Source organism: Mesorhizobium loti, from assembly GCF_003148495.1.
GTDB classification, from domain to species: domain Bacteria; phylum Pseudomonadota; class Alphaproteobacteria; order Rhizobiales; family Rhizobiaceae; genus Mesorhizobium; species Mesorhizobium loti.
Genome location: NZ_QGGH01000015.1, coordinates 75,676 through 97,522, shown reverse-complemented (window position 1 = coordinate 97,522; position 21,847 = coordinate 75,676). Strand labels below are relative to the sequence as shown.

Below are 21,847 nucleotides of genomic sequence, written 5' to 3'. Positions count from 1 at the left end.
TGTAGCCGTGACCGTTGAGCGAACGTGCCGCCGAGATGGCGCAGCATCAATCGTCTCGCGTTCTTATGCGGTCAGCCCCGACTCAATATTGCCGCATCTCCAGCAAAGGCCGTGCCAGCGCGCTTAGCCGCAGCAACTGCACGAGTAGGCTTCGAGAAACCTCACGCCCAAGGCGGCCGGTTGTTTTGGACCAGACATGTTTTTTGTCGCTGTCAGCTTTTGGACATGCATTTCAGACGCTTGAGGACAGACTTGGCTGTCTCCCCTGCGGTAATGTTGGCGTCGGCTCATCATCTAGCATCATTTCGGCGCCGGCTGTGTGCGCGGAAGATCTACACGACCTGACCGCCGCGTGCAGCGACTGCCTGCCGGCTCATAGCTGATCTTTTCTCCTGAAGCCGGCGATGGGGCTAGGCCGTCGAGTGCGTGCTGCCGGATGCTGCGTATGCTGTTTGGCTAGACGGCGGATACCGCGTCACCTCCATATTTTCGCGACAGAGGTTTGGTGGCGTCGCAGGCCTTCCTGCTACATCACCGCAGTGCTCGGGAATTCGTATCTGATCCGCGTGAGGCGAAGACCTTCTCTCTCGACTGGCTCGCCGAGGCCGTCTGTCCTGCGGGCACCGAACGATTTCTCATTTGGCATGGCGCATGCGCGTCGATCCGCAAACCCCGTCATGAGGACAAATCGGAGCTGGCCACCACTCCACCTCCTCCTACCACGAGGGCAGACGGGAAGCAGCGCCTTCAAATAAGGAACAAAATCACTTTACCTCGAATCTTGCCTCTCGATCACAACCGGAGCCCTGGAACCGCGTCCGCGATGGCTGCGACAGCACCTCGGAGGGCCTCGCCGCCATCATGCAGACCGATCTAAGCCCACCTGATCCAGCACAAAGGAATTTCAAACATGCACCAAGATACCGTCCGTGGGAAAGCTTTCGCCATGCCCCTGACCAGCCCGGCCTACCCGGCCGGCCCATATCGCTTCCGCAACCGGGAGTATCTGATCATCACATATCGCACCGATCCGCAGAAACTGCGCGACCTTGTGCCGGAGCCGCTTCAGGTGTGCGAGCCTATGGTCAAGTTCGAGTTCATTCGCATGCCGGACTCGACGGGCTTCGGCGACTACACGGAAGGCGGACAGGTCATCCCTGTCTCCTTCTGTGGCCGCAGAGGGAGCTATACCCACTGCATGTTTCTCGACGACCATCCGCCGATAGCGGGCGGACGCGAGTTGTGGGGCTTTCCCAAGAAGCTCGCTAGCCCAACGCTCCGAACGGAGACGGATACCCTTGTTGGCACGCTCGACTACGGCCCGGTCCGCGTCGCGACGGGTACCATGGGCTACAAGCACCGAGCCGCCGACCTCGCGAGCGTGAGGGCCTCGCTCGCTGAACCGAACTTCCTCCTCAAAATTATCCCGCATGTCGACGGCACGCCGCGCATCTGTGAGCTCGTGGAATATCATCTAGAGGACGTCCATCTGAGGGGCGCCTGGACCGGCCCGGCAGCCCTGAACCTCTGGTCGCATGCGCTTGCCCCCGTCGCCGAACTGCCGGTGCTGGAAGTAGTCTCGGCAGTACACCTCGTCACAGATCTCACGCTCGCGCTCGGGAAGGTCGTCCACGACTATCTCGCGGAAGCCTAGCCTCGCCATCGGAAAGGAAGAACCATGAACTTTTATAGTGATATCTCATTGAACCAACGCGATGGGGAGCTGGTGGACGGCTTCTCGACAAGGAACGCCACTGACAATCTCATACAACGTCTTTCCAGCTACCTAGCCTTAGAGGACATTCCGCCGCTTTGCAGCGAGTGCAAGCGCCTCGCGAGTAAGAGCGATTGCCCTTGCCCATCCTCCCTGCTTTTGGTGCAACATATGCTCGCTGCCGTTTACCAGCGGCTTGACGCCATTGACTGCCTCTCAGAGCAAGGCGCCATAAGACTGAAGGCTTTTACCGATTATCTGGCGGCGGTCGTTCGAATAGCTTCAGAGAGCGGCGACGCGGCACCCTGGATTGATCTAGCAACCCGGTTTAGCGCTCTTTTCGATCCCGACGAGGTTGCCCATTGATCTCGCGCTTATCGCTTTTTCGTGGAACGAGCAGCCTCGTCGGCAGATGCGTCATCGATCGCCAGCGGCGTGCCGGCGCATATGCGAGCGTAAAAGCGCCGAGCAGCCGGTGATGTATCTCGAACGTGACGACGCCGATTGGCGGGATGCGCGTTGGCTCGGGGCCCTCGTGCCCAAGCATGGGTGCATTCCCATTCCGCGGCATCGTACTCGCGATCCCGTCTGTGCCGTGCTCAAGCAAACGAGCTCGAGCGAACCGCCCCAGGTTGCGGATTTAGACAGTCGTTGATGGAGTTGGCTGGCGAATTGGCGCGTTCGGCCTTCGGTTGGAAGACCGCCTTGAGGGGGCCAACGAAACGGAATTGGCGAAGCCACGCTGGAGTATGCCTTCACTGGGGTCGCGTCCCTGCGCGTGCTGTAGCGCAGCGTTCGGGCGAGCGGCTTCGGGGCGGGCGCAGAGGCTGGGTAGACGGGCCGGACTCACCTCACCCGGTCCAGCCACGACATGCATCGCCAAAGGCAAGGACCCCGCTGACCGCGCCCGCAAGGGGGGGAAATTGGCCGTCATCGCTGCCTTCGCCAATCTCCAAGGCTAGAAGTTTGGAGCCGCCAGGGAAGCTGCCGGTCTCCCCCCTTGCGGGGGAGATGGGCGGCAGGCCAGAGAGGGGGGCTGTCCCGCCAGCGTTAGATCACATTCAATTCCCTGAACGCCCGCCCTTCAGCGACACGGCTGTACCCAAACGCCGAGCAGTCCACCGTGCGGTAGCCGCCGTGCACGATCAGCTCGGCCAGCGCCTTGCCGACCGCCGGCGCCTGCTGCAGGCCGTGAACGGAAAAACCATTGGCGAAGAGGAAATTCTTAACCTGCGGATGCGGGCCGATCACCGCGTTCTGGTCGAGCGTGTTGTAGTCGTAGTGGCCGGCCCAGGCGCGTGTCGGCTTGATCGCTTCGAAGGCGGGAATGCGGGTCGCCAGCACCGGCCAGATCACCTCTTCGAAAAGCGGCCAGTCGACCTCGAAATCGGTGGGGTCGGCCGGGCCGTCGCCTTCTTCCGGTTCGGCGCCGCAAGTGAGATAGACCGAGCCTTCCGGCCTGACATAGATGCCGGAGGGATCAACCAGAAGCGGCATGTCGGCATATTTGTCGCGCGCCTCGAAGACGAAGACGTTGCGCTTGCGCGGCTCGACCGGCAACACCAGCCCCGCTATGGCAGCCACCGTGCCGGCATTCGGCCCGGCTGAGTTGACGACGATGCCGACTTCCAGCCTGTCGCCATTGTCGAGGCTGACACTGGTCACTCTCTGGCCGTTCCACCTCCGCCTTGCGCATGACTGGAGAGATTTCCGGCGGGCGTCGCCTCCCGAGCAATGCTTTTCATGTTCGTTACTCTTCGTAAGATCGATTATTTCGATGGAGCCCATCTACGTATGGATGCAGGCGTCACAGTAGAGCTTTGAACAGCATCGGTGCGGGTCCGGAACCGTCATCGAGCCAAAAACAGCGGCAATGTCGGCTTTTCAAAGATCCATCTGGTCACACCGCCGAAGATCCGCTCACGCAGCCGGCGGTTGCCATAAGCGCCCATGACTATCATGTCGGCAGAAATGTCGGTTGCGTGCTGAGCAAGCACCGTGGCCGCCGGTTTGCCGGCACTTGGCAGTACGTCAACCGACACCCGAGCACCGTGCCGAGTGAGATAGGCAGCGATGTCGGCTCCGGGCTCCGCCCCGTTCCCGTTGTAGTTGGCCTTCGGATCGACCAGGGCGACATGAACTTCCTCAGCAGCGCATAGGAGACCCAGCGCTTCCCGAACCGCACGGGACGCCTCGACTCGCGAATCCCAACCGACCAGGACACGCCGTGGCCACAGCGTCGCCTCAGCACCCTTCGGCACAACGAGCACCGGTTTTCCCGTATCGAACAAGCAGCCGTTGACCACAGGAGGTCCGAGATTCTCGTCGTTGAGGAGCCCCGGTCCGATGATCGTGATGTCGGCGCAGAGAGCGCGCTGTCGTGCCACTTCACCGAGGCTGGCCGGATCGTAATAGTCGGTGTCAACGTTATAGGCGAGCGACATGGATTCCAGCAGTTTCTCGATATCTCCGCAGCGCTTTTCCCGTCTGACCGCGTCCTGTGTAAATCGATCGATTTGCCGAAACCGGTCGTTCAATTTGGCAATTGCTTGTCCATGTCGTACCGGCCACTCGGGGGCACGATCTCCGATCCGCCGATGCGACATAAGGAGCGTCGGAGGGGGTATAATCAGTACGGAGAGGTGCGCGCCGATTTCCGCACACAAACTGGCAGCAGTTCTGACGTCCTGATCGGAATGGTCAGCGCCGGTCAAACAGAGTACCGTTTTAAAGCCCATTTTCCCGCTTCTTCCCGAGTGTTCCATAAGGGCGTTTCGGGCCGCAAGACCGGCTCACACCACACTCGGCACTCAATTCAGCCGTCCAGTTTCTCGAGCGAGTAGCCGGCCGACCTGACGGTGCGGATGACGATACCGGGCGAGGCCGTCTCCAGCGCCTTTCTGAGCCGACTGATATGGACATCGACTGTGCGTTCACCGACATGGATATTGGCCGGCCAGGCCGCGCCGATCAGCTCGTCCCGGCTGAAGACCTTGCCGGGAGCCTCGAGCAAATGCCGCAGCACATTGAACTCGATCGGTCCGAGATGGATGTCATGGCCATTGCTGCAAACCCGGTGGGCATCGAGCTTCATCTCAAGGCTGCCAAAGGAAAGCCAACTGCTGTTTTCAATCCCGTTTGAACCCGGCTTCGGCAGCGCCAGCCTCGTCCGCAGATAATCGAGCAGCTTGGCCGGCGCCATTGGCCGCACAAAGCTCTCGTCAATGCCGGCCTTCAACAGATCAAGGTGCTGGTTCTCGGCGCCGGGCGCGATCAGGGCAATGATGGGCAGGCCGCCGGTCCGGGGTTCCCGCTTGAGCCGAGCACAGATTGCGGACCCGGTAAGGCTCGTTGGACCGCAGTCCAGCACCACGGCCTGGAATTCCCGTTCGTCGGCCTTTGCAAGTGCTTCCTTGGCGCCGCCTGCCGGCTCACTGACGAAGCCGTCCACCCCCAGTATGTGGCTGAGGAACAGATAGAACTCCGCATCTTGCGAACAGATCAGGACGAGTGGCTTCATCAGCGCTACCCCGAGAACCACATTGGCCTCGACCGCGTCGGCCGCGTGGGCTGGCCATCGCGGCTCCTCAAGGCCTGACATGATCCTCTTGCTCGAAAATTGGTTTCATGCCCGTGCCACCTCGGGATAGGCGTCGATGGCTGCGATGGCATCGTCGACCAGTTTCGTACCGGCCGCGGCGAGTTTGCAGAACGTCTCGAAGCCGAATCGATGGACGTCGCGCACGGTCTTGGACAGAACGACCAGCCGCCCGGCGGTGAAAAGCACGCGCCCGAACCCCTCATGGCTCATTTCGATCATCGGCGATGCCATCAGGCCGGAGCGCTCCTCGATCGCAAGGGCGACGGCAGTGTAAAACTTGTCGAGCCTCCACAGCACGTCCGGATCGGGATCGCCGATGATCGGGATCGTACGACGCCGTTCCTTGCTGACGATGAAGTCGGCCAGCAACTCGGTGTCCGCTTTGCCGTCCCACGACCCGTGCGAATCTTGAGCAAGGATCAGCCGCACGAGGCACTTGACGAAAGGGCTGGCAAGGGCCGCCTCGTCATCGTTGACAGCAGGGCTGATCGCGACTTCAAACATTTTGCTCTTTCCTTGTTTCAGTCCTCATCCTCGAAGGAGGGTTTCTTTTCGGCGACACCAGCTTCGGCCAGCACCTTGCGCAGCCAGGGCGGAGGACATGTCCTCAGCATCGTCTGCGTGCGCAACAGCACCTCTTGGATGGTTTGTGGCTGCGGCACCTTGATTGGATGGATTTTTGCCGAAATAACCTTGGCTGCCGAAGGCCCGCCGATGGCCAGACAAAACAGCAGATGGCAGCCCTTCAGCGCCTCCACCTTCGGCGTGACGCGGTCATCGCCCTCGGTCCGACGCTTCCCGCTCTCATCGGAAACGTCATCGAAGGCCACGGCTTCCACGAGATGCCACTCCTCGCGCGTCACGTCGTAGACAGCAAAGCGCTTGGCCGACCCGAAATGAGCATTGAGATTCTTCATGTCTTGCGTGGCGATGGCTACGCGCAATGCGCCTACTCGTCGTTCCGGCATTGGTGCGTGAACCTCGTCAGTGACGAGTGAGAGGCGACGAACGGAGCTCATCTGGCATTTCTCGTTTCCGGAATGGATCAAGCGCCTCAGGCGTCGGCGCGTGCTGATTGGCCTGGAAGATGTTGGCAACATCGAAGATCAGGTCGCGCGTCCCCCGATAGAGGATCGTGAGCTTGTGCTGGCTGCCGAGCCGGTCGAAGATCGGGAAGCCGACGCGCATGAGCGGAATGCCAAGGCGTCGCGACGCCTGGCGACCGTGGGAATGCGTAACGAGAAGATCCGCGCCCGCTGCAAGAACTTCCAAATCGCCGAGATCGCCGATCTGAACCCAGTCCGCCGGTACTTTTTGCAGAATCTTCGACATATCGGTCGTCGTGACCGCCGCTGCGATTTCGCAGCCCATGCCGGTGAAGAAGGTTGCGAGTTGATAGAGTTGGTCTGGTTCCGCAGCGATCGCAATTCTCTTGCCTCCGAAATGGAAATGTCCGTCGAGCAATGCATCCTCCAATTGCGCCCGGTGACGGCGAACCCCGTCCGGCACCGCCGCACCCGAAACCGCCGATAGCAGCGAGACGAACCGGTCGACGGCCTTCAATCCGGTCAGCGACTGGAACACCGCGTAAGGCACGCCGGTCAACCCGTGCAGCGTCTTCGCCGGGTGGCGCATGTGCTCGCCGATGACGATGCATTGCGCGGCCGTGCCAAGCTCGCGGATTTCCTCGACGCTGGTGCCGCCATAGGTGGTGGTTACCCAGCGGTCAGGAACCGTGCCGTCGAGTGAGCCGGAGACGTCCGGCAGGATAACCGGCTTGAGCCCAAAACTTTCAACCATGTCACGCAAATGCTCGACGTCAGCGACAGTGAGGTTGCATCCGGGCAGGATCGCGATCTTCTTCGGCTGCCGGGTCCGTGCGCCCGACCGTGTAATCCCTTCGATCATCGCCGCGACAGCCTTGGCCCAGCCTTCTTCGATAGCGCCGCCGAAATCAGGCGTGTTGGCCAGCACAACCTCCGTACCCGCGAGCTCTTCCGCATGCTTCAGCTTGACGTTGGCGATATCACTCGCGCAGTCTTCGCCACGGGTCTCCACCAGCGCGGTCGTGCACACTCCTATCAGCTTTGGCTTAGTGCGGGTTTTGAGGTTGAGGATCGCCTCTTCCAGATGGTCCGCTCCGCCGAGTATGGTTGCCACCTCATCCATCGCCGTTGTCTGCAAGGGGATCGCTTCCTTGAAATGCCGCACGAAGAGCACGAGCGCGAAGCTGGTGCAGCCTTGGCTGCCGTGGAACAGGGGCATCGCACCCTCGACTCCAAGAAAAGCGAAGGCGGCACCCAGCGGCTGCGACGACTTCAGCGGGTTGACGGCCGCTGATTTGGTATTGCGAAGGATGCGGACCATCGGATTTCCTCATCGGTCGCTGAAGCGGTGAGCCGTCGCGCCGGCGAATTCATTGAAAGCGTTCACAGTCGCTGTCCCGTTCTTCCTACTCGCCAGATCGTCCTCCCCGGCAGGCTGGCAATCCCATGGCGCCGGCTCCCGCACCTGGCCCCAGATCGGGTTATGAATGGCGAGGTCGATCTGCCGTACAAGTTCCACCATGCCGTCATAGCCGGCATAAGGATGTTGGCGCTCCTGGTTGATATCGAGCCAGGGTGTCTTGGCCTTCAGGGCGACGAATTGCGTACGCCCGCCCGACAGCATGATGTCGGCCTTGTGTTTTGAGAGCATGGCGTAGAGATCGCGCGCTGCCATCTGCTCGAACATGTGGTTTTCGTCCTTGAGGATCCGTTTGATCCGCTCCTTGTCTTCGACTGTGGATTTCTTGACCGAGGTGCCGACGATCTCCATGCCGATCTCCATCAGCGCGTGGACGACTGACCAGGACTTCACACCGCCTGTATTGAGCAGCACGCGCTTGCCTTGAAGCCGCCGGCGGTAGGCCTCGAGCTTCTTCCACGCAATCGCCTCCTGCTCGGCAATCAGCGTCTCTGTGCGATCGAGGATCTCCGCATCGGCGCCCTTCTTCACCAGCAGCTCAGCAATGTTGCGAAGTGCTTCGGAGGTATCGGTTATGCCGTAGAAGGAGCCCTCGAAGAACGGGATGTCCCAACGCTCCTCCATCTTGCGGGCCAGATTGATGAGTGCGCTCGAGCACACCATCATAGCCGCCCGGGCGCGGTGCGCGGATGCAACGTCGATGTAACGCGCATCGCCCGGAATGCAGGCGCGCACCCGGATGCCGAGCCGATCAAGCAGCGGCTTCACCAGCCAGAATTCGCCGGAGAGGTTGAATTCGCCAAGGATGTTGATGTCGTAGGGCCGGGCGTCGTCGGGTTCCACCGTGCCGATGACATGATCGAGCAACGCTTCGGCGGCGAGTTTGTTGCCGAGGTTCTTGGAGCCGGCCAAGCCCGGCGCATTGATCGGCACCACGGCCAAGCCGAATTTTTCGGCCGCGCGTTTGCACACGGCCTCGATGTCGTCGCCGATCAGCGCCGTCACGCAGGTCGAATAGACGAAGACTGCCGGCGGCGCATATGTATCCTTGATCTCGCGGATCGCCCTGAAGAGCTTCCGCTCGCCCTGCCCCATCACGACGTCGAGTTCGGTGAGGTCGGTTGTGAAGCTTGTCCGCCACAGGGTTGGCCCGGACGAAGCTGCGCCTCTGTTGTCCCAGGAATTGCCCTCGCAGGCGAGCGGCGCGTGGACCAGGTGCGCAACGTCGGTGATCGGCTGCAGGACGATCTTGGCGCCGTCAAAGGCGCAGCCGCCGGCTGCCGCCCCGGGGGTCAGCGGCTTCGAGCAGCCCTGCTTGCGCGCTTTGGCATCCTTGCCGCGGTTGGTATCACAGGCGGGCTCGTCGAAAACGTCCTGGATCTTGGCACTGAGCGAGGTCATTGCGTCAGTCTCCGAAGTCCATTGGGCAATGGACGGCCTCGACGAAAAGCCGGTACGGGCTTAGCGGGTGAGGTCATAGGAATAGTCCGTCACGCCCGTTTCGCTCGTCTCGCGATCGAGCTTGTCGAATATCTTGTCGAGGATCGTCGTCAGCACGCGTAATCCACCCTGGTAGCCCATGAGGGGAAAGCGATGGTGATGGTGCCGGTCGAAGATTGGAAACATCAGCCGGATCAGCGGCGTGCCGGTATCGCGCTCCAGATACTTGCCATAGGAATTGCCGATTAGCAGGTCCACCGGCTCTGTAAACAGCAGGGAACGCATCGCCCAGAGATCCTTGCCCGCCCAGATCTGGGCATCCTGCCCGAAGGACGAGGATGCAAGCAATTCCTTCATCTCGGCCTCCCAGGCCGATGTGCCGTTGGTCGCGAGGCAATGTGTCGGCTCGCCGCCGGTCTCCATGACGAAGCGGGCCATGGCGTAGACGAAGTCCGGATCCCCATAGATTGCGTACTTCTTGCCGTGCAGCCATGACTGGCTGTCCGCCATGGCGTCAACCAGTCGGCCGCGCTCCATCCGGATTGTCTCGGGGATCTCTTGGCCGGAAATTGCCGAGACCTTCATCAGGAATTCGTCGGTCGCCTGGACACCCAGCGGATAGTGGAAGGATGCCGTCGCCTGCCCGACCTCGTTGCAATATTCCAGCGTCTTGCGGGTGTTGTAATGCTGCAGCGACAGCGTCGTCTCCGCGTTGAGTGCCCCTTTCACGTCTTCGATCTTGGTGCCACCGTCATACATGCGGTATTCGCCGTCCGACGGAGTGTCGAACTGGTCTGAGGCGTCCTGAATGACGGTATAGGTGACACCCATCAGGTCGAGGAGGCGCTTGAGTTCCCGGTTGTTTCCGACGCAGAATCCGTCGAAGCCTGGAATGATGTTGATGGTCCCAGCGGCTTGCGAGCGCTCGCTGCCCTTCCAGAAATGCTCCAGCACGCCCTTCACCATGCCGTCATAGCCATCGACATGGCTGCCGACGAAGGCAGGCGTATGAGCGAAAGGCACGTCGAAGTCGCTCGGGACCGAGCCTTCGTTCTTGGCGTTCTCTATGAAGCTGCGCAGGTCGTCGCCAATGACTTCGGCCATGCAGGTGGTCGAGACGGCGATCATCTTGGGGTCGTAGAGCTTGTAGGTATTGGCGAGCCCGTCGACCATGTTCTTCAGGCCGCCAAACACTGCCGCGTCCTCGGTCATCGAGGAGGAAACCGCTGACGAAGGCTCCTTGAAATGTCGCGACAGATGCGAGCGGTAGTAGGCAACGCAGCCCTGGCTACCGTGAACGAAAGACATGGTCTTCTCGAAGCCCGCGGCCGCGAACACCGCGCCGAGCGGCTGGCAGGCCTTGGCGGGGTTTATGACAAGCGCCTCGCGAGCGAGGTTCTTTTCACGGTATTCCCAAGTCTTGGTCAATTCGCGTTGATCGGTGACGATCTGATCAGGGTGCGGACATTCGAAATTCAGTTTCTTCTCGGCAAGCATTTGTCTGTATTCCGGCTCGCGGAACAGGGGAGCATGGTCGAGAATTTTTTCGGCCGATTGCGGCATGGTGGTCACCTTTTCCATCTGGCCGCGGCAAGCGGCAGCACAGGGACATCGAAACTTTGAAGGGCCTCCGCGGATCGAGCGCCCCGAGCATTTATCGGCCTCTCTGCCTGGCAGGGAGGCCAGTCCTCATTCGGCGGCGACCGCCCTCAGCGGTGCGTCCTTCATCTTTTTCCACGGCGCGCGGTAGAGACCCCAGACCGGGTTGTTGATGGCCAGATCCATGTCGCGGGCGAAGATGGCGAAGCCGTCATAGCCGTGATACGGGCCGGAGTAGTCCCAGGAGTGCATCTGGCGGAACGGGATGCCCATCTTCTGCACCGGGTATTTCTCCTTGATACCGGAGCCAACGAGATCAGGGCGGATGCCTTCGATGAACTTCTCCAGTTCGTAACCGGTGACGTCGTCATAGAGGAGCGTGCCATTCTTCACGTAATGGCCGGTGCGCTGATAGTCGTCGTTGTGGGCGAACTCGTAGCCGGTGCCGACGATCACCATAGCGAGGTCCTCGTAAGCAGTGATGACGTGACGAGGACGCAGCCCGCCGACATAGAGCATCACCGTATTGCCTTCGAGGCGCGGTCGGTACTTGGCGATGACGGCATCGACCAAGGGCCGGTACTTGGCGATGACCTTTTCGGTCTTCTCCTCGATTTCCGGGCCGAAATGCTTGGCGATGTTGCGCAGGGAGGCCTCGATCTGGGTGGGGCCGAAGAAATTGTATTCCATCCAGGCGATGCCGTACTTTTCCTCCATGTGCCGGCAGATGTAGTTCATCGACCGGTAGCAGTGGATCAGGTTGAGCTTGGCCTTGGGCGCGCGCTCTATCTCGGCGAGCGTGGCGTCGCCCGACCAGTTGCCGACCACCCGAAGCCCAATCTCTTCGAGCAGGATTCGCGAGGCCCAGGCATCGCCGCCAATGTTGTAGTCGCCGACGACGTTGACGTCGTATGGGCCGGACTCGAACGCGACATCGCCCTTGTCGAAGACCCAATCGCGGATCGCATCATTGGCAATGTGGTGGCCGAGCGATTGTGAAACGCCGCGGAAACCTTCGCAGCGCACCGGTACAATCGTCTTTTCGTGCTCCTTGGCTTTCTTGCGCGACACTGCCTCGATATCGTCCCCGATCAGGCCGATCGGGCATTCGGACTGCACCGAGATGCCTCCACTGAGCGGAAACAGGTCCTCGATCTCGTCGATGATCTTTTCCAGCTTTTTGTCACCGCCGAAAACGATGTCCTTCTCCTGGAAGTCGGAGGTGAACTGCATTGTCACGAACGTGTCGATGCCCGTCGTGCCGACGTAATAGTTGCGGCGTTGCGACCAGGAATATTGCCCACAGCCGACCGGCCCGTGCGAGATGTGGACCATATCCTTGACCGGACCCCACACCACGCCCTTGGAGCCGGCATAGGCGCAGCCGCGGATTGTCATCACGCCCGGAATGGATTTGATGTTCGATTTGACGCCGCACTCGGAAAGGCCCTTGTCCTCCCCTCCGGCCTCGTCCTTGCTCGTTGCGACACTGAGGTGCTTCTTGCGACGCTTCGCCGCCTTGTCTGGATATTGGGACAGCACGTCTTCGATAAGCTTCGCATGCAAAGCGCCGTCATTCTCATAGTCGAGGCCCATGGGACCTGCCCCTTTCAAGGTTCGGGTAACGCCTCGCCAACGAGGCCTTGTTTCGTAGAAAGGGGCGCCAGGTCACGGTCGGCGCCCCCCGTCGGTAGCGGCGGTTACTGAGCGACGGCCAATTTCGCTTCCTTGGCCTGAAGCTCGGCAAGCATTTGCTCGTCCGTCTTCATGATGCCGAAGTCGAGCAGCATGTCCTCGAGCTCCTCCATGGTGATAGGGGTCGGGATGGTGCCCTGGCCCGAATTGCCATGGATCTTCTCGGCCAACGCGCGGTACTCTCCTGCCTGTTTGGAGTCCGGCGCATACTGGATTACCGTCATCTTCCTCAGTTCGGCGTGCTGGACGATGTTGTCGCGCGGCACGAAGTGGATGAGCTTGGAATTGAGCCTGGCGGCCAGCGCCTCGGAGAGATCGAGCTCGCGGTCGGTCTGGCGCTCGTTGCAGATCAGCCCGCCGAGCCGCACGCCGCCCGAATGGGCGTATTTCAGGATACCCTTGGCGATATTGTTGGCGGCATAGAGCGCCATCATCTCGCCGGACATGACGATGTAGATTTCCTGGGCCTTGTTTTCGCGGATCGGCATCGCAAAGCCGCCGCACACCACGTCGCCCAGCACGTCGTAGGAGACATAGTCGACATTGTCATAGGCGCCGTTCTCCTCGAGGAAGTTGATCGAGGTGATGACGCCGCGGCCGGCGCAGCCGACACCCGGCTCGGGGCCGCCGGACTCCACGCACTTGATGTCTTTGTAGCCGATCTTGAGCACGTCCTGGAGTTCAAGGTCTTCCACAGAACCTTCTTGGGCGGCGAGATGCAGAACGGTATCCTGCGCCTTTGCGTTCAGGATCAGGCGGGTGGAGTCGGCTTTGGGGTCGCAGCCGACGATCAGGATTTTCTGTCCGAGGTCGACCAGGGCGGCTAGCGTATTTTGAGAGGTGGTGGACTTGCCGATGCCTCCCTTTCCGTAGAATGCGATCTGACGCAGACCTGACATGTTGCTTCCTTCCTTCTTTCCATCCATAGCGGTTACCGCGACTTCAATGCCGGTCGGCAGATCCCGCCGCCTCGCACCGATCGTTTCAAAACTCGTGCCAATTTGGCCGGCTGGATCGAAGAAGAAATTTTATGATTGCTTTTCAGCTGTTTAACATTTGGCAAAAATATTAAATTGGCTAAATAAACTTGTGTCGCGGGCCTGACAAAGGCGACAGGAGATGTCGGATGGCGTTGAGTGAGACGTCGGCCGCGGAGCACGGAAAGAAGCTAGTCGTCAAAATCTGATGGAATAGATGCCCTCTCCCGATGCCATCGCAATGTGCCAGTTTGGTGCCAGAATCGACCAAGACACAGAGGGCATCCATGGAACAAGTTACCATCATTGGAATCGATCTCGCAAAGCAGGTCTTCCAGGTTCACGGCGCGGTGAGTCGGGAAAAGAAGCTGTCGCGCGCAGTTGCTGCCGTTTCTCGCCGGACAGCCCCGGTGCACGGTGGCGATGGAAGCGCGACGGCCCACGACTGGGTGCGTACGATCGGCGGGCTCGAGCATGCCGTCCGGCTCCTGCCGCCGGTCTATGTGAAGTCCTTTGCAAAGCGGCAGAAGAACAACTTGGCTGACGCGGAGGCGACCGCGGAAGCGGCCTCCAGGCCGACAATGCGCTTCGTGGCTGTCAAAACCGAGGAGCAACAGGCGCGGTCGATGATCTTCCGCACGCGCGACCTCTGCCGCCGCTGCCCCGCCTTGAAAACTGTCAGAAAATCGCATATATTTCTGACAGGACCATGGCCATGCAACGGTTAACCGAACAGATTCTTGCGCACGCGAAAGGGCTGCCAGAGGGCACGCCGGTCGCAGCTAAGAGCTTGCTTCACCTCGGGAATCGCGCCGCGGTGGATCAGGCATTGTCGCGTCTAGCCGAGCGGACGCAGTTGATCCGGGCGGGTCGCGGCGTCTATCTCCTTCCGGTCACGAGCAGGTTCGGCACCCGGGCTCCCTCCGTGGAGCAAGCGGTCGAGGCGCTTGCCAGCCAGCGCGGGGAGACCATCGTCCCGAGTGGGGCCGCTGCCGCCAACACCCTCGGTCTCACGACACAGGTGCCGGTCCGGTCGGTCTATCTGACTTCCGGCCGCACCCGGAAGATGAGCCTCGGCAAGCAGGTCGTCGAGCTTCGCCACGCGCCTCGTTGGCAGCTCGCCATGGCGCATAGGCCCGCTGGCGAGGCGGTGCGAGCGTTGGCTTGGCTTGGGCCGGAGAAGGCTGGGGCCGCCCTCCAGACACTGAAGCGGAAACTCCCGCCGGGCGCCTTCAGCGAGCTGGTCGCGGTAGCGCCGCAGCTTCCGACCTGGCTGGCGCGCAGCTTAGGCAAGGCCGCACATGGCTGATCTCTTTCTCCACCTCCCGATCGAGGATCGGCGGGAGGCGCTCGGCGTCGCGGCCGATCGGTCCGGCCGGCCGGCGCATCTCCTCGAGAAGGACGTGTGGGTGGTCTGGGCGCTCGCCACCCTTTACGGCTCGGCGCTCGGCGAACATCTGGTGTTCAAGGGCGGCACGTCGCTGTCCAAAGCCTATCAGGTCATCCGGCGGTTTTCCGAGGACGTCGACCTGACATACGACATCCGGGCGATTGCACCCGACTTGGTGGGCGACGACGGCGAAGCGTTGCCGGAGACCCGTAGCGAGGAAAAACGCTGGTCCAGCGAGGTGCGCAAGCGCCTGCCCAATTGGGTTGAAGGAAGCGTTCAGCCGATCATCGCAGATGCGCTCGCGGCTGAAGCTTTGGCGGCCGCCATCCGCGTCGAGGGCGAGAAGCTGTTCATCGATTACGAAGCCGCGACGGCTGGCTCCGGCTATGTGGCGCGGAGCGTGATGCTCGAATTCGGAGCACGATCGACGGGCGAGCCCGCGAGCTTGCGCGACATCGCCTGCGACGCGTCTGGCCTGATCGAGGGTGTGACCTTACCCACGGCTCGTCACATGCGTGATGCATGCGGAGCGAACCTTCTGGGAGAAGGCGACGGCCATCCATGTCTTCTGCCTGCAGGAGCGCCGGCGCGGCGATCGCTTTGCTCGTCACTGGCACGATGTCGCGCGGTTGGACGAAACCGGTTTTACCCCGTCCGCCTTTGCTGATCGCGATCTGGCGAACGCAGTGGCGCGCCACAAGACCATGTTCTTCGCCGAGAAAGCGCCCGATCGAACGCCCATCGATTACGTGGCGGCTGTCAACGGCGGTCTGCGGCTTGTGCCCGCAGGCGATGGTCTGAAGGCGCTTGAAGAGGACTACGCCCGCATGGTCGACGACGGGCTTCTTCTGGAAGACGCGGAGCCTTTCGAAGCGCTGATGGCGCGATGTGCCGATATCGCCGAGCGAGCCAATAGCATCCGCGAATAGAAAAAACTGGGGGGGACGGCGCCGTGCGAATTTCGCGGATCAAAATTACAAACTTCGCCAATCGGCGCGCTGCGGGCGGGAATGCTCGATGCGCTGATGGCGGTAGAGCCAAGCCTCGCCGATCAGCGCGAACAGGTGGTGCGCGTGTCGGCGGCGCTCGCTGTCGGCGGGCCGCTCGCCGACCTGGATCTGGCGAGCCTCGGTGGACGCGACGCGTCGCTTCTCCATCTTAATCTGTTGACGCCGCACTCGGCAAAGGGCTGCGAATATGATGTCGTGATCATGGTGGGACTCGATCTGGGCGGTTTGCCCTGGCGCAACGAGCAGCCGGCGGCGCGACGCGAAAGCCGACGGCTGTTCTATGTTGGCCTGACGCGGGCCCGCGACGAGATCCATATGCTGTATTCCGGTTACGTCGATACCGGCCGCGGGCGAAGGTTCGGCACCCCGTCCCGTGCAAGAGCGTAGCCGTCGACAAGTGTGGAGATCAGCTCCTTTGCATTGGGAAACCGTTATTTGAGGGTCGGGTCGAGCTTATCGCGCAACCAGTCGCCGAGGACGCTAACGGCAACGGCCGTGATGACAATGACGAGGCTTGGAGCGAGGAGCATCCAGGAGGCGCGGGTGATATACTCGCGGCCGGCCGCGACCATGACACCCAGACTGGTCATCGGCGGTTGAACGCCGAGGCCGAGGAAGGAGAGTCCGCTTTCCACCAGGACGATTTCCGGAAAGGTCACCGTCGCCCCCACGAGAAGCGTCGCCGCGCTGTTGGGCAGGATATGCCGCAGATAGACACGCAGCGGATGGGCGCCGAGCTGGCGCGTTGCGCTCGCATAGCCCTGCGCGCTGGCGGTGATTGCCAGTCCTCGTGCCAGCCGCGCATTCCGCTCCCAGCCATAAAGTCCCATCAGGGCGACGAACAGCGTCAGCGAATTACCGAAACAGGCGAGCATTGCCAGCGCCACGATTAGAAATGGTAGCGAAGCCTGTACGTCGATCATTAGCAGCAGGGCATGCTCGACGAGCCCGCGGAAATACGCCGCGATGAAACCGATCCCGGTACCGACCAACACGCTGATCGCAGTGGCGCCGAAGGCGACCAGCAAGCTGGTGCGGATCGAGTAGAAAAGGCGCGAGGCCACGTCACGGCCCAGATCGTCGGTTCCCAGGACGTGTAGCATCGTTCCACCAAAGCCGACGGGCGGCGCCAGGCGATGGCGCAGGTCGATGGAAGTGATCTCATAGGGAGCCATCAGCGGCGCGGCGAGCGCCGTGAAGAGCATGAGGAGAACCCAGCCGCCCGCAAGGAGTGTCGGCAGGTCCACCGAGCGAGGCGGCGGACGGTTGGTTTCTACAGTTGCCGTTTTCATTGCGATCCTGAGTTTGTTCCACGCAAGCGCGGATCGAACACGCCATAAAGCAGGTCCATCAGCAGGTTGGCCGACGTCATGGTCAGCGCCACGAGAAGGAGGATGACCTGCACCACGGCGAGATCACGGTTCGCAACCGAAACCACCAGCAATTGGCCGATGCCGGGCCAGCCGAAGACGCTTTCCACCAGTACGGCACCCGCGACCTGGCCGCCGAGCATCAGGCCGAACAGCGTCAGCACAGGAATGATCGCATTCGGAAAGGCATGGTGGCGAACCACCTGCCGCCACGTCACGCCCTTGGCGCTGGCCGCCACGATGTAGAGCTGCGACAGAACTTCGATCATGGCGCTACGCGTGAAGCGCGCGATAATGGCGGCCCCGCCCAAACCAAGCGTGAGCACCGGCAGTACGAAGCTTTCCGGCCGATCCGCGCCGCCGGACGGGAACAGGCCGAGCGTCACGGAAAAGATCAGGATCAGCAATAGCCCGAGCACGAAGCTTGGCACGGTGAAGCCGAACACGGTCAGCATCATCACCGATCGGTCGACCCAGGTGTCGCGATGCATGGCGGCGTAGGCGCCGACCGGAATGCCGATCAGCATCGTGAGCGCCAGTGCGGGCAGCATGAGCGCCAATGTCAGGGGCACGCGCTCGAACACAAGCTGCAGGGCCGGTTTTCCAGCCAGCATGGAATTCCCGAAATCGCAGTGAAGTGCCGCCAGGACATAGCGGACATATTGCACATACAGAGGCTGATCGAGCCCCCAATGCCGGCGAAACGCCTCAAGATCCGGGGCGCGGGCGCTGGGACCGAGTATCTGCAGCGCCGGGTCTCCCGAGGCCCGCAGCACCACGAATGTAAAGGTCACCACGATCAGGATCGACAGGCCGGCACGCAGGACCTTGGGGCCGGCGAAACGAAACACCGCACTCATCAATGCCTCACCAAATGGCAGGCGACCTGCCGTTCCGGTCCTAGCGGCAGGAGTTCGGGCAGGCTCTGGCGGCAGACATCGCGCGCAAGTGGACAGCGTGGATGAAACGGGCATCCGCACGGCCGATCGGTGGGGCTCGGCGGTTCGCCTGGCAACGCCACATAATGATCGAATCCGCCCGGAAGCCTCGGCATGGCCGAGACGAGCGCCTGCGTATAGGGATGGGCGGGTTGATCGATAATGGCGTCGGCGCGCCCCTGCTCGACGACGCGGCCAAGATACATGACGACGATCCGGTCGCTGACATGGCGAACGACCCGCAAGTCATGGCTGATGAACAAGAGGCCGAGCCCGAGCTCCTGCTGAAGATCCATGAGCAGATTGACGATTTGCGCCTGGACGGACAGGTCGAGCGCCGAGACCGGCTCATCGCAAACCAGAAGCGAGGGTTTTGGCGCGAGCGCCCGGGCAAGCACGACGCGTTGGCGCTGGCCGCCGGAAAGCTGATGCGGATAGAGCATGCCATGGCCTTCGCCGAGGCCGACGCCGTGGAGAAGCTCGGCCACACGTTGCTTGCGGCTTGCCGGATCGCCAATCCCGTGAATCGCCAGCGGCTCGGCGATGAGAGCGCTGACAGTCATTCGGCGGTCAAGCGCTGCCAAGGTGTCCTGAAAGACCAGCTGCATCTGGCGCCGCTGCGCGCGCCACTTTTTGCTGTCGATGCGCGGCAGCGGCAAACCCTGAAACAGCACACCTCCGCTGTCCGGCGGCTCCAGACCGAGCGCAATACGGCCGGTGGTGGACTTGCCGCATCCGGATTCGCCGACAATGCCGGTCGTCCGGCCCATCTCGACATCCAGCGACACGCCATCGACTGCAACAAGATATTTCCGCGGTCCGTAGAGTGGCGAGCCGAGCGGAAAGCGACGGGTGATGTTGTTGAGACGCAGCAGGGTCATTGATACGTGCCGGCGTCCAAACGAAGGCAACGCACCGAGTGCCGCGCGGCGACCTGCCGTGGTTCCGGTCGGCTCGTGCGACATACCGCGATCGCGTGCCGGCAGCGTGGCGCATAGGCGCATCCCGGCGACAGATTGCGTTGTGGCGGCGCGCCGGCAATGGCGGTCAACCGCATGCGCGGACCGTGCGAGGGCGGAATGGCACCGATCAGGTCGCGTGTATAGGGGTGCTCCGGCGCGGTCAGAAGCGTGTGTTTCGGTGCCGTTTCGACGATCTGGCCCGCATACATGACGCACGCCCGGTCACAGACGGCCGCCACCGCGGCGAGATCATGGCTGATCATGACCAGCGCCATGCCTGTGTCGCGTTGAATATCTTTGAGCAGCAGCAGGATCTGCGCCTGCACGGTGGCGTCGAGCGCGGTCGTTGGCTCATCGGCGATCAGCAGTTCGGGCCGGCCGGCGAGCGCGATGGCAATCATCACCCGTTGGTTCTGGCCGCCCGACAGTTCGTGGGGGTACGCGTTGAGCCTGCTTGCCGCAGCGGCTATCCCGACCTGGTCGAGCAGGCGGCAGGCCTCGGCACGGGCGGCGGCACCGCTAAGGCCACGGTGCAGGCGAAGCGCTTCGGTGATCTGCGCGCCGATGCGATGCACCGGGTTCAGCGCGCTGGCCGGATCCTGGAAGATCATGGCAATGCGTCCGCCGCGCACCCGATCCAAAACGGATTGTCGTGCGCCCACAAGATCGAGATCACCAATCCTGGCCTCGCCTCCGATCTCGGCGGATTTCGGCAGCAGGCCAAGAACCGCCCGCCAAGTCACGGACTTGCCGCAGCCGGATTCGCCAACGATACCCAAGGCCTCGCCTTTGTTCACAGCGAGATCGACACCGTGCAGCACAGGCACATCGCCGAACGCCACCCTCAAGCCAGCAATGCTTATGGCAGGTTTGGTGGCGGAAGCCCCGATGCCATGAGCGGGCAACAGCGCGGCGCCCGCGCTGTTGTGGAAAGACTTATGCAGCATGGAACTCAGGCCACCGGCTCAGGCGGCATCTTCGGACCGAGATACATTTGCGGCAACGGGTTGGGCTGCCAGCTGACATCCGCCTTCTGCCCATAGATAAAGGGCATGGAGTGCAGCGGCGTGATGCAAGGGTCCTCGATCTCGACAATGTCCTGCATCCGTTTGAAGGCCGCCTGGCGCTTGGCGAGATCGGTCGTCGTTTCAAGCTCGTGACCGAGCGCGTTAAACTCGGCATTGGTCCAGCCACCTGTTGACTGGAGGTCATTGGTCGGACCGATAATCTGCCACAGCATGGAAACGGGATCGGCGTAGAAGGCGCCGCCGGACGTGTCATTGATGCCGCCAATGTCGCCGACCTGCGTCCAGTTTTCACACATGATCAGCTTGACGTTGATTCCGGCAGCCTTCCACATCTCGACAAGCGCCTGGTTCTCGGCGAGCTGCATCGGATAATAGGTGCCGACGGAAGGGTATGGGATTTCCTCACCTCTGTAGGATGACTTGGCGAGCAGTTCCTTGACCTGCGCCGGATCATAGGACACCCCCTTGCGGTCGGGGTCGTTGATCTCGCCGAAGATCGGTAGCTGCCAGCTGGTCAGCGCTTTCGCCCGGCCGTCCCAGAGGCCGTCCGCCAGCGCACCGCGATCGATAGCGAGAGCGAGCGCGCGACGCAGATCGACATCTTTCAGGATGGGAGTCCTGAGCGGAGCAAATGTGAGAAAGCGGAACCACATGGCTTCGCCACCAACGATCGAGAGGTCGTTGACACCCTCAATTTCGGCAATGTGGTCCGGAGTGATGTCTGTGACGATATCGTAATCGCCCGACTTCAGTCCGGCGATGCGCGCGGCGATTTCCGGCAGCCGCTTGAAGCGGATCGAGGCAAATGGCGGCTGGCCTCCCCAATATTCGTCGTGCGCCACCAGCGTGATCTCGTCGCCGTTGCGGACCTCGCCGATCTTGTAAGGGCCGGTGCCGATCGGCTTCGCCGCCCAGGCGTCATAGCTGCTGGCGCCAGCCCGTGCCCTGGCGCTGATGATCTGCGTGCCCCAGGCGCCGAGCCGCTGGGCGAAGACCGGATCCTCTGTCCTGGTGATCAAACGGACAGTGCGATCATTGATCTTCTGCACATCGGCGAGCGAGGAGAGGAAGTTGGCAAACACGGCCGCGCCCGGCGCTTTTTCGCCGCGCAGTCGATCCGGCCCGAGCGAGAAGACAACGTCATCCGCCGTCATTGTGGAACCGTCATGAAACTTCACATTGTCGCGCAACCTGATCTCATGGATCGTGGCGTCAATTTGCTTCAATGATGTCGCGAGCGCGAAATTCAGGCGAAAATTGTCGTTGTAGTCGGTCCGTAAAAGCTGATCGAAAATGCTGTATTGCACCCGCCAGGAAACGTTGGCGATGGAGGAGCCGTCCACCGGTTCCAGAATTGTGCGCAGGTCCTGAACGGCAATATTGAGGTTCGGCCGCCGGCCGGTTGCCGCCATGATCGTGTTCGGCAATGCTATTGCGCCAGCCGCCATGGCGGTCATGCCGAGAAATCTGCGACGTGTCGTTTGCATATCAAAATCCCCTCTCTTTCAGTCGGGATGACAATCGGAGCGAATGAAATCCGCTCCCGAGACGGGATGAGACATAGCGCGGTTATGTGACGGTTTTTTGCAGGTTTGAGACGGATTGTGTTGGCTCTTGAAATCAAAAGGAAAAAAATGTTTCACGGTTGGGGCAGCCG

General features: G+C 61.5%; 18 protein-coding genes and 3 pseudogenes. 6 read left to right on the top strand and 15 right to left on the bottom strand.

What is annotated here, in order from left to right; all coding sequences use genetic code 11:
- Positions 1 to 910: 910 nt before the first annotated feature.
- Both C8D77_RS31560 and C8D77_RS31555 read left to right on the top strand, forming a co-directional pair.
- Complete coding sequence (locus tag C8D77_RS31560) at positions 911 to 1,654, top strand: acetoacetate decarboxylase (RefSeq protein ID WP_109671392.1); 744 nt, start codon at positions 911 to 913, stop codon at positions 1,652 to 1,654.
- 24 nt (positions 1,655 to 1,678) lie between these two features.
- Complete coding sequence (locus C8D77_RS31555; RefSeq protein WP_109671391.1) at positions 1,679 to 2,080, top strand: hypothetical protein; 402 nt, start codon at positions 1,679 to 1,681, stop codon at positions 2,078 to 2,080.
- 684 nt (positions 2,081 to 2,764) lie between these two features.
- Here C8D77_RS31555 and C8D77_RS31550 read toward each other — a convergent pair.
- The 10 genes and pseudogenes from C8D77_RS31550 to nifH form a co-directional block, all read right to left on the bottom strand.
- A pseudogene (locus tag C8D77_RS31550) lies at positions 2,765 to 3,388 on the bottom strand (NAD(P)/FAD-dependent oxidoreductase); the annotation flags it as partial.
- A gap of 176 nt (positions 3,389 to 3,564) precedes the next feature.
- Positions 3,565 to 4,452: a universal stress protein gene (locus C8D77_RS31545; protein WP_109671411.1), complete on the bottom strand. Its 888-nt coding sequence runs from the start codon at positions 4,450 to 4,452 to the stop codon at positions 3,565 to 3,567.
- A gap of 77 nt (positions 4,453 to 4,529) precedes the next feature.
- On the bottom strand, positions 4,530 to 5,315 hold the full coding sequence (locus C8D77_RS31540; RefSeq protein WP_109671390.1) for a response regulator transcription factor: 786 nt from the start codon (positions 5,313 to 5,315) through the stop codon (positions 4,530 to 4,532).
- 24 nt (positions 5,316 to 5,339) lie between these two features.
- Complete coding sequence (locus tag C8D77_RS31535; protein ID WP_109671389.1) at positions 5,340 to 5,819, bottom strand: NifX-associated nitrogen fixation protein; 480 nt, start codon at positions 5,817 to 5,819, stop codon at positions 5,340 to 5,342.
- A gap of 17 nt (positions 5,820 to 5,836) precedes the next feature.
- On the bottom strand, positions 5,837 to 6,334 hold the full coding sequence (gene nifX / locus C8D77_RS31530; RefSeq protein ID WP_109671388.1) for a nitrogen fixation protein NifX: 498 nt from the start codon (positions 6,332 to 6,334) through the stop codon (positions 5,837 to 5,839).
- On the bottom strand, positions 6,300 to 7,682 hold the full coding sequence (gene nifN / locus C8D77_RS31525; RefSeq protein WP_109671387.1) for a nitrogenase iron-molybdenum cofactor biosynthesis protein NifN: 1,383 nt from the start codon (positions 7,680 to 7,682) through the stop codon (positions 6,300 to 6,302). The genes nifX and nifN overlap by 35 nt, the downstream gene beginning before the upstream one ends.
- Before the next feature lie 9 nt (positions 7,683 to 7,691).
- Positions 7,692 to 9,182, bottom strand: coding sequence for a nitrogenase iron-molybdenum cofactor biosynthesis protein NifE (gene nifE, locus C8D77_RS31520; RefSeq protein WP_109671386.1), 1,491 nt, complete (start codon positions 9,180 to 9,182; stop codon positions 7,692 to 7,694).
- A gap of 60 nt (positions 9,183 to 9,242) precedes the next feature.
- Entirely contained in the window at positions 9,243 to 10,784 is a 1,542-nt protein-coding gene (nifK, locus tag C8D77_RS31515; RefSeq protein ID WP_109671410.1) for a nitrogenase molybdenum-iron protein subunit beta, read from the bottom strand.
- Between the two features lie 126 nt (positions 10,785 to 10,910).
- Positions 10,911 to 12,416 (bottom strand): nitrogenase molybdenum-iron protein alpha chain, encoded by a 1,506-nt coding sequence (nifD, locus tag C8D77_RS31510; RefSeq protein WP_109671385.1) that lies wholly within the window; start codon positions 12,414 to 12,416, stop codon positions 10,911 to 10,913.
- Positions 12,417 to 12,520: 104 nt separating this feature from the next.
- Positions 12,521 to 13,414: a nitrogenase iron protein gene (gene nifH, locus C8D77_RS31505; RefSeq protein WP_010913608.1), complete on the bottom strand. Its 894-nt coding sequence runs from the start codon at positions 13,412 to 13,414 to the stop codon at positions 12,521 to 12,523.
- A gap of 365 nt (positions 13,415 to 13,779) precedes the next feature.
- Between nifH and C8D77_RS31500 the strand changes: the two are divergent.
- From C8D77_RS31500 to C8D77_RS31485, 4 genes and pseudogenes are all read left to right on the top strand, one after another.
- Positions 13,780 to 14,151 (top strand): annotated as a pseudogene (locus C8D77_RS31500) (IS110 family transposase); the annotation flags it as partial.
- A 56-nt stretch (positions 14,152 to 14,207) separates the two neighbouring features.
- On the top strand, positions 14,208 to 14,801 hold the full coding sequence (locus C8D77_RS31495; protein WP_109671409.1) for a DUF6088 family protein: 594 nt from the start codon (positions 14,208 to 14,210) through the stop codon (positions 14,799 to 14,801).
- Positions 14,794 to 15,811: pseudogene (locus C8D77_RS31490) on the top strand (nucleotidyl transferase AbiEii/AbiGii toxin family protein). The gene C8D77_RS31495 and the pseudogene C8D77_RS31490 overlap by 8 nt, the downstream one beginning before the upstream one ends.
- Before the next feature lie 81 nt (positions 15,812 to 15,892).
- Complete coding sequence (locus tag C8D77_RS31485; protein ID WP_109671384.1) at positions 15,893 to 16,279, top strand: 3'-5' exonuclease; 387 nt, start codon at positions 15,893 to 15,895, stop codon at positions 16,277 to 16,279.
- Positions 16,280 to 16,323: 44 nt separating this feature from the next.
- Here the strand turns inward: C8D77_RS31485 and C8D77_RS31480 are convergent, their stop codons facing one another.
- The 5 genes from C8D77_RS31480 to C8D77_RS31460 are packed head-to-tail and all read right to left on the bottom strand — an operon-like array spanning position 16,324 to position 21,677.
- Positions 16,324 to 17,184, bottom strand: a complete 861-nt coding sequence (locus C8D77_RS31480) for an ABC transporter permease (protein ID WP_109671383.1) — start codon at positions 17,182 to 17,184, stop codon at positions 16,324 to 16,326.
- Positions 17,181 to 18,122 (bottom strand): ABC transporter permease, encoded by a 942-nt coding sequence (locus tag C8D77_RS31475; RefSeq protein WP_109671382.1) that lies wholly within the window; start codon positions 18,120 to 18,122, stop codon positions 17,181 to 17,183. The genes C8D77_RS31480 and C8D77_RS31475 overlap by 4 nt, the downstream gene beginning before the upstream one ends.
- Positions 18,122 to 19,081 (bottom strand): ABC transporter ATP-binding protein, encoded by a 960-nt coding sequence (locus tag C8D77_RS31470; RefSeq protein ID WP_109671381.1) that lies wholly within the window; start codon positions 19,079 to 19,081, stop codon positions 18,122 to 18,124. The genes C8D77_RS31475 and C8D77_RS31470 overlap by 1 nt, the downstream gene beginning before the upstream one ends.
- The gene (locus C8D77_RS31465) at positions 19,078 to 20,109 is read right to left on the bottom strand and encodes an ABC transporter ATP-binding protein (RefSeq protein WP_109671380.1); all 1,032 of its coding nucleotides are present in this window, start codon (positions 20,107 to 20,109) and stop codon (positions 19,078 to 19,080) included. The genes C8D77_RS31470 and C8D77_RS31465 overlap by 4 nt, the downstream gene beginning before the upstream one ends.
- A gap of 5 nt (positions 20,110 to 20,114) precedes the next feature.
- The gene (locus tag C8D77_RS31460; protein ID WP_109671379.1) at positions 20,115 to 21,677 is read right to left on the bottom strand and encodes an ABC transporter substrate-binding protein; all 1,563 of its coding nucleotides are present in this window, start codon (positions 21,675 to 21,677) and stop codon (positions 20,115 to 20,117) included.
- Positions 21,678 to 21,847: the final 170 nt, after the last annotated feature.

Excerpts from the sequence above, each read along its gene's own strand:
- C8D77_RS31560 (WP_109671392.1), top strand. The coding sequence starts at position 911 with ATGCACCAAGATACCGTCCGTGGGAAAGCTTTCGCCATGCCCCTGACC.
- C8D77_RS31555 (WP_109671391.1), top strand. The coding sequence starts at position 1,679 with ATGAACTTTTATAGTGATATCTCATTGAACCAACGCGATGGGGAGCTG.
- C8D77_RS31545 (WP_109671411.1), bottom strand. The coding sequence starts at position 4,452 with ATGGGCTTTAAAACGGTACTCTGTTTGACCGGCGCTGACCATTCCGAT.
- C8D77_RS31540 (WP_109671390.1), bottom strand. The coding sequence starts at position 5,315 with ATGTCAGGCCTTGAGGAGCCGCGATGGCCAGCCCACGCGGCCGACGCG.
- C8D77_RS31535 (WP_109671389.1), bottom strand. The coding sequence starts at position 5,819 with ATGTTTGAAGTCGCGATCAGCCCTGCTGTCAACGATGACGAGGCGGCC.
- nifX (WP_109671388.1), bottom strand. The coding sequence starts at position 6,334 with ATGAGCTCCGTTCGTCGCCTCTCACTCGTCACTGACGAGGTTCACGCA.
- nifN (WP_109671387.1), bottom strand. The coding sequence starts at position 7,682 with ATGGTCCGCATCCTTCGCAATACCAAATCAGCGGCCGTCAACCCGCTG.
- nifE (WP_109671386.1), bottom strand. The coding sequence starts at position 9,182 with ATGACCTCGCTCAGTGCCAAGATCCAGGACGTTTTCGACGAGCCCGCC.
- nifK (WP_109671410.1), bottom strand. The coding sequence starts at position 10,784 with ATGCCGCAATCGGCCGAAAAAATTCTCGACCATGCTCCCCTGTTCCGC.
- nifD (WP_109671385.1), bottom strand. The coding sequence starts at position 12,416 with ATGGGCCTCGACTATGAGAATGACGGCGCTTTGCATGCGAAGCTTATC.
- nifH (WP_010913608.1), bottom strand. The coding sequence starts at position 13,414 with ATGTCAGGTCTGCGTCAGATCGCATTCTACGGAAAGGGAGGCATCGGC.
- C8D77_RS31495 (WP_109671409.1), top strand. The coding sequence starts at position 14,208 with ATGCAACGGTTAACCGAACAGATTCTTGCGCACGCGAAAGGGCTGCCA.
- C8D77_RS31485 (WP_109671384.1), top strand. The coding sequence starts at position 15,893 with ATGCTCGATGCGCTGATGGCGGTAGAGCCAAGCCTCGCCGATCAGCGC.
- C8D77_RS31480 (WP_109671383.1), bottom strand. The coding sequence starts at position 17,184 with ATGAAAACGGCAACTGTAGAAACCAACCGTCCGCCGCCTCGCTCGGTG.
- C8D77_RS31475 (WP_109671382.1), bottom strand. The coding sequence starts at position 18,122 with ATGAGTGCGGTGTTTCGTTTCGCCGGCCCCAAGGTCCTGCGTGCCGGC.
- C8D77_RS31470 (WP_109671381.1), bottom strand. The coding sequence starts at position 19,081 with ATGACCCTGCTGCGTCTCAACAACATCACCCGTCGCTTTCCGCTCGGC.
- C8D77_RS31465 (WP_109671380.1), bottom strand. The coding sequence starts at position 20,109 with ATGCTGCATAAGTCTTTCCACAACAGCGCGGGCGCCGCGCTGTTGCCC.
- C8D77_RS31460 (WP_109671379.1), bottom strand. The coding sequence starts at position 21,677 with ATGCAAACGACACGTCGCAGATTTCTCGGCATGACCGCCATGGCGGCT.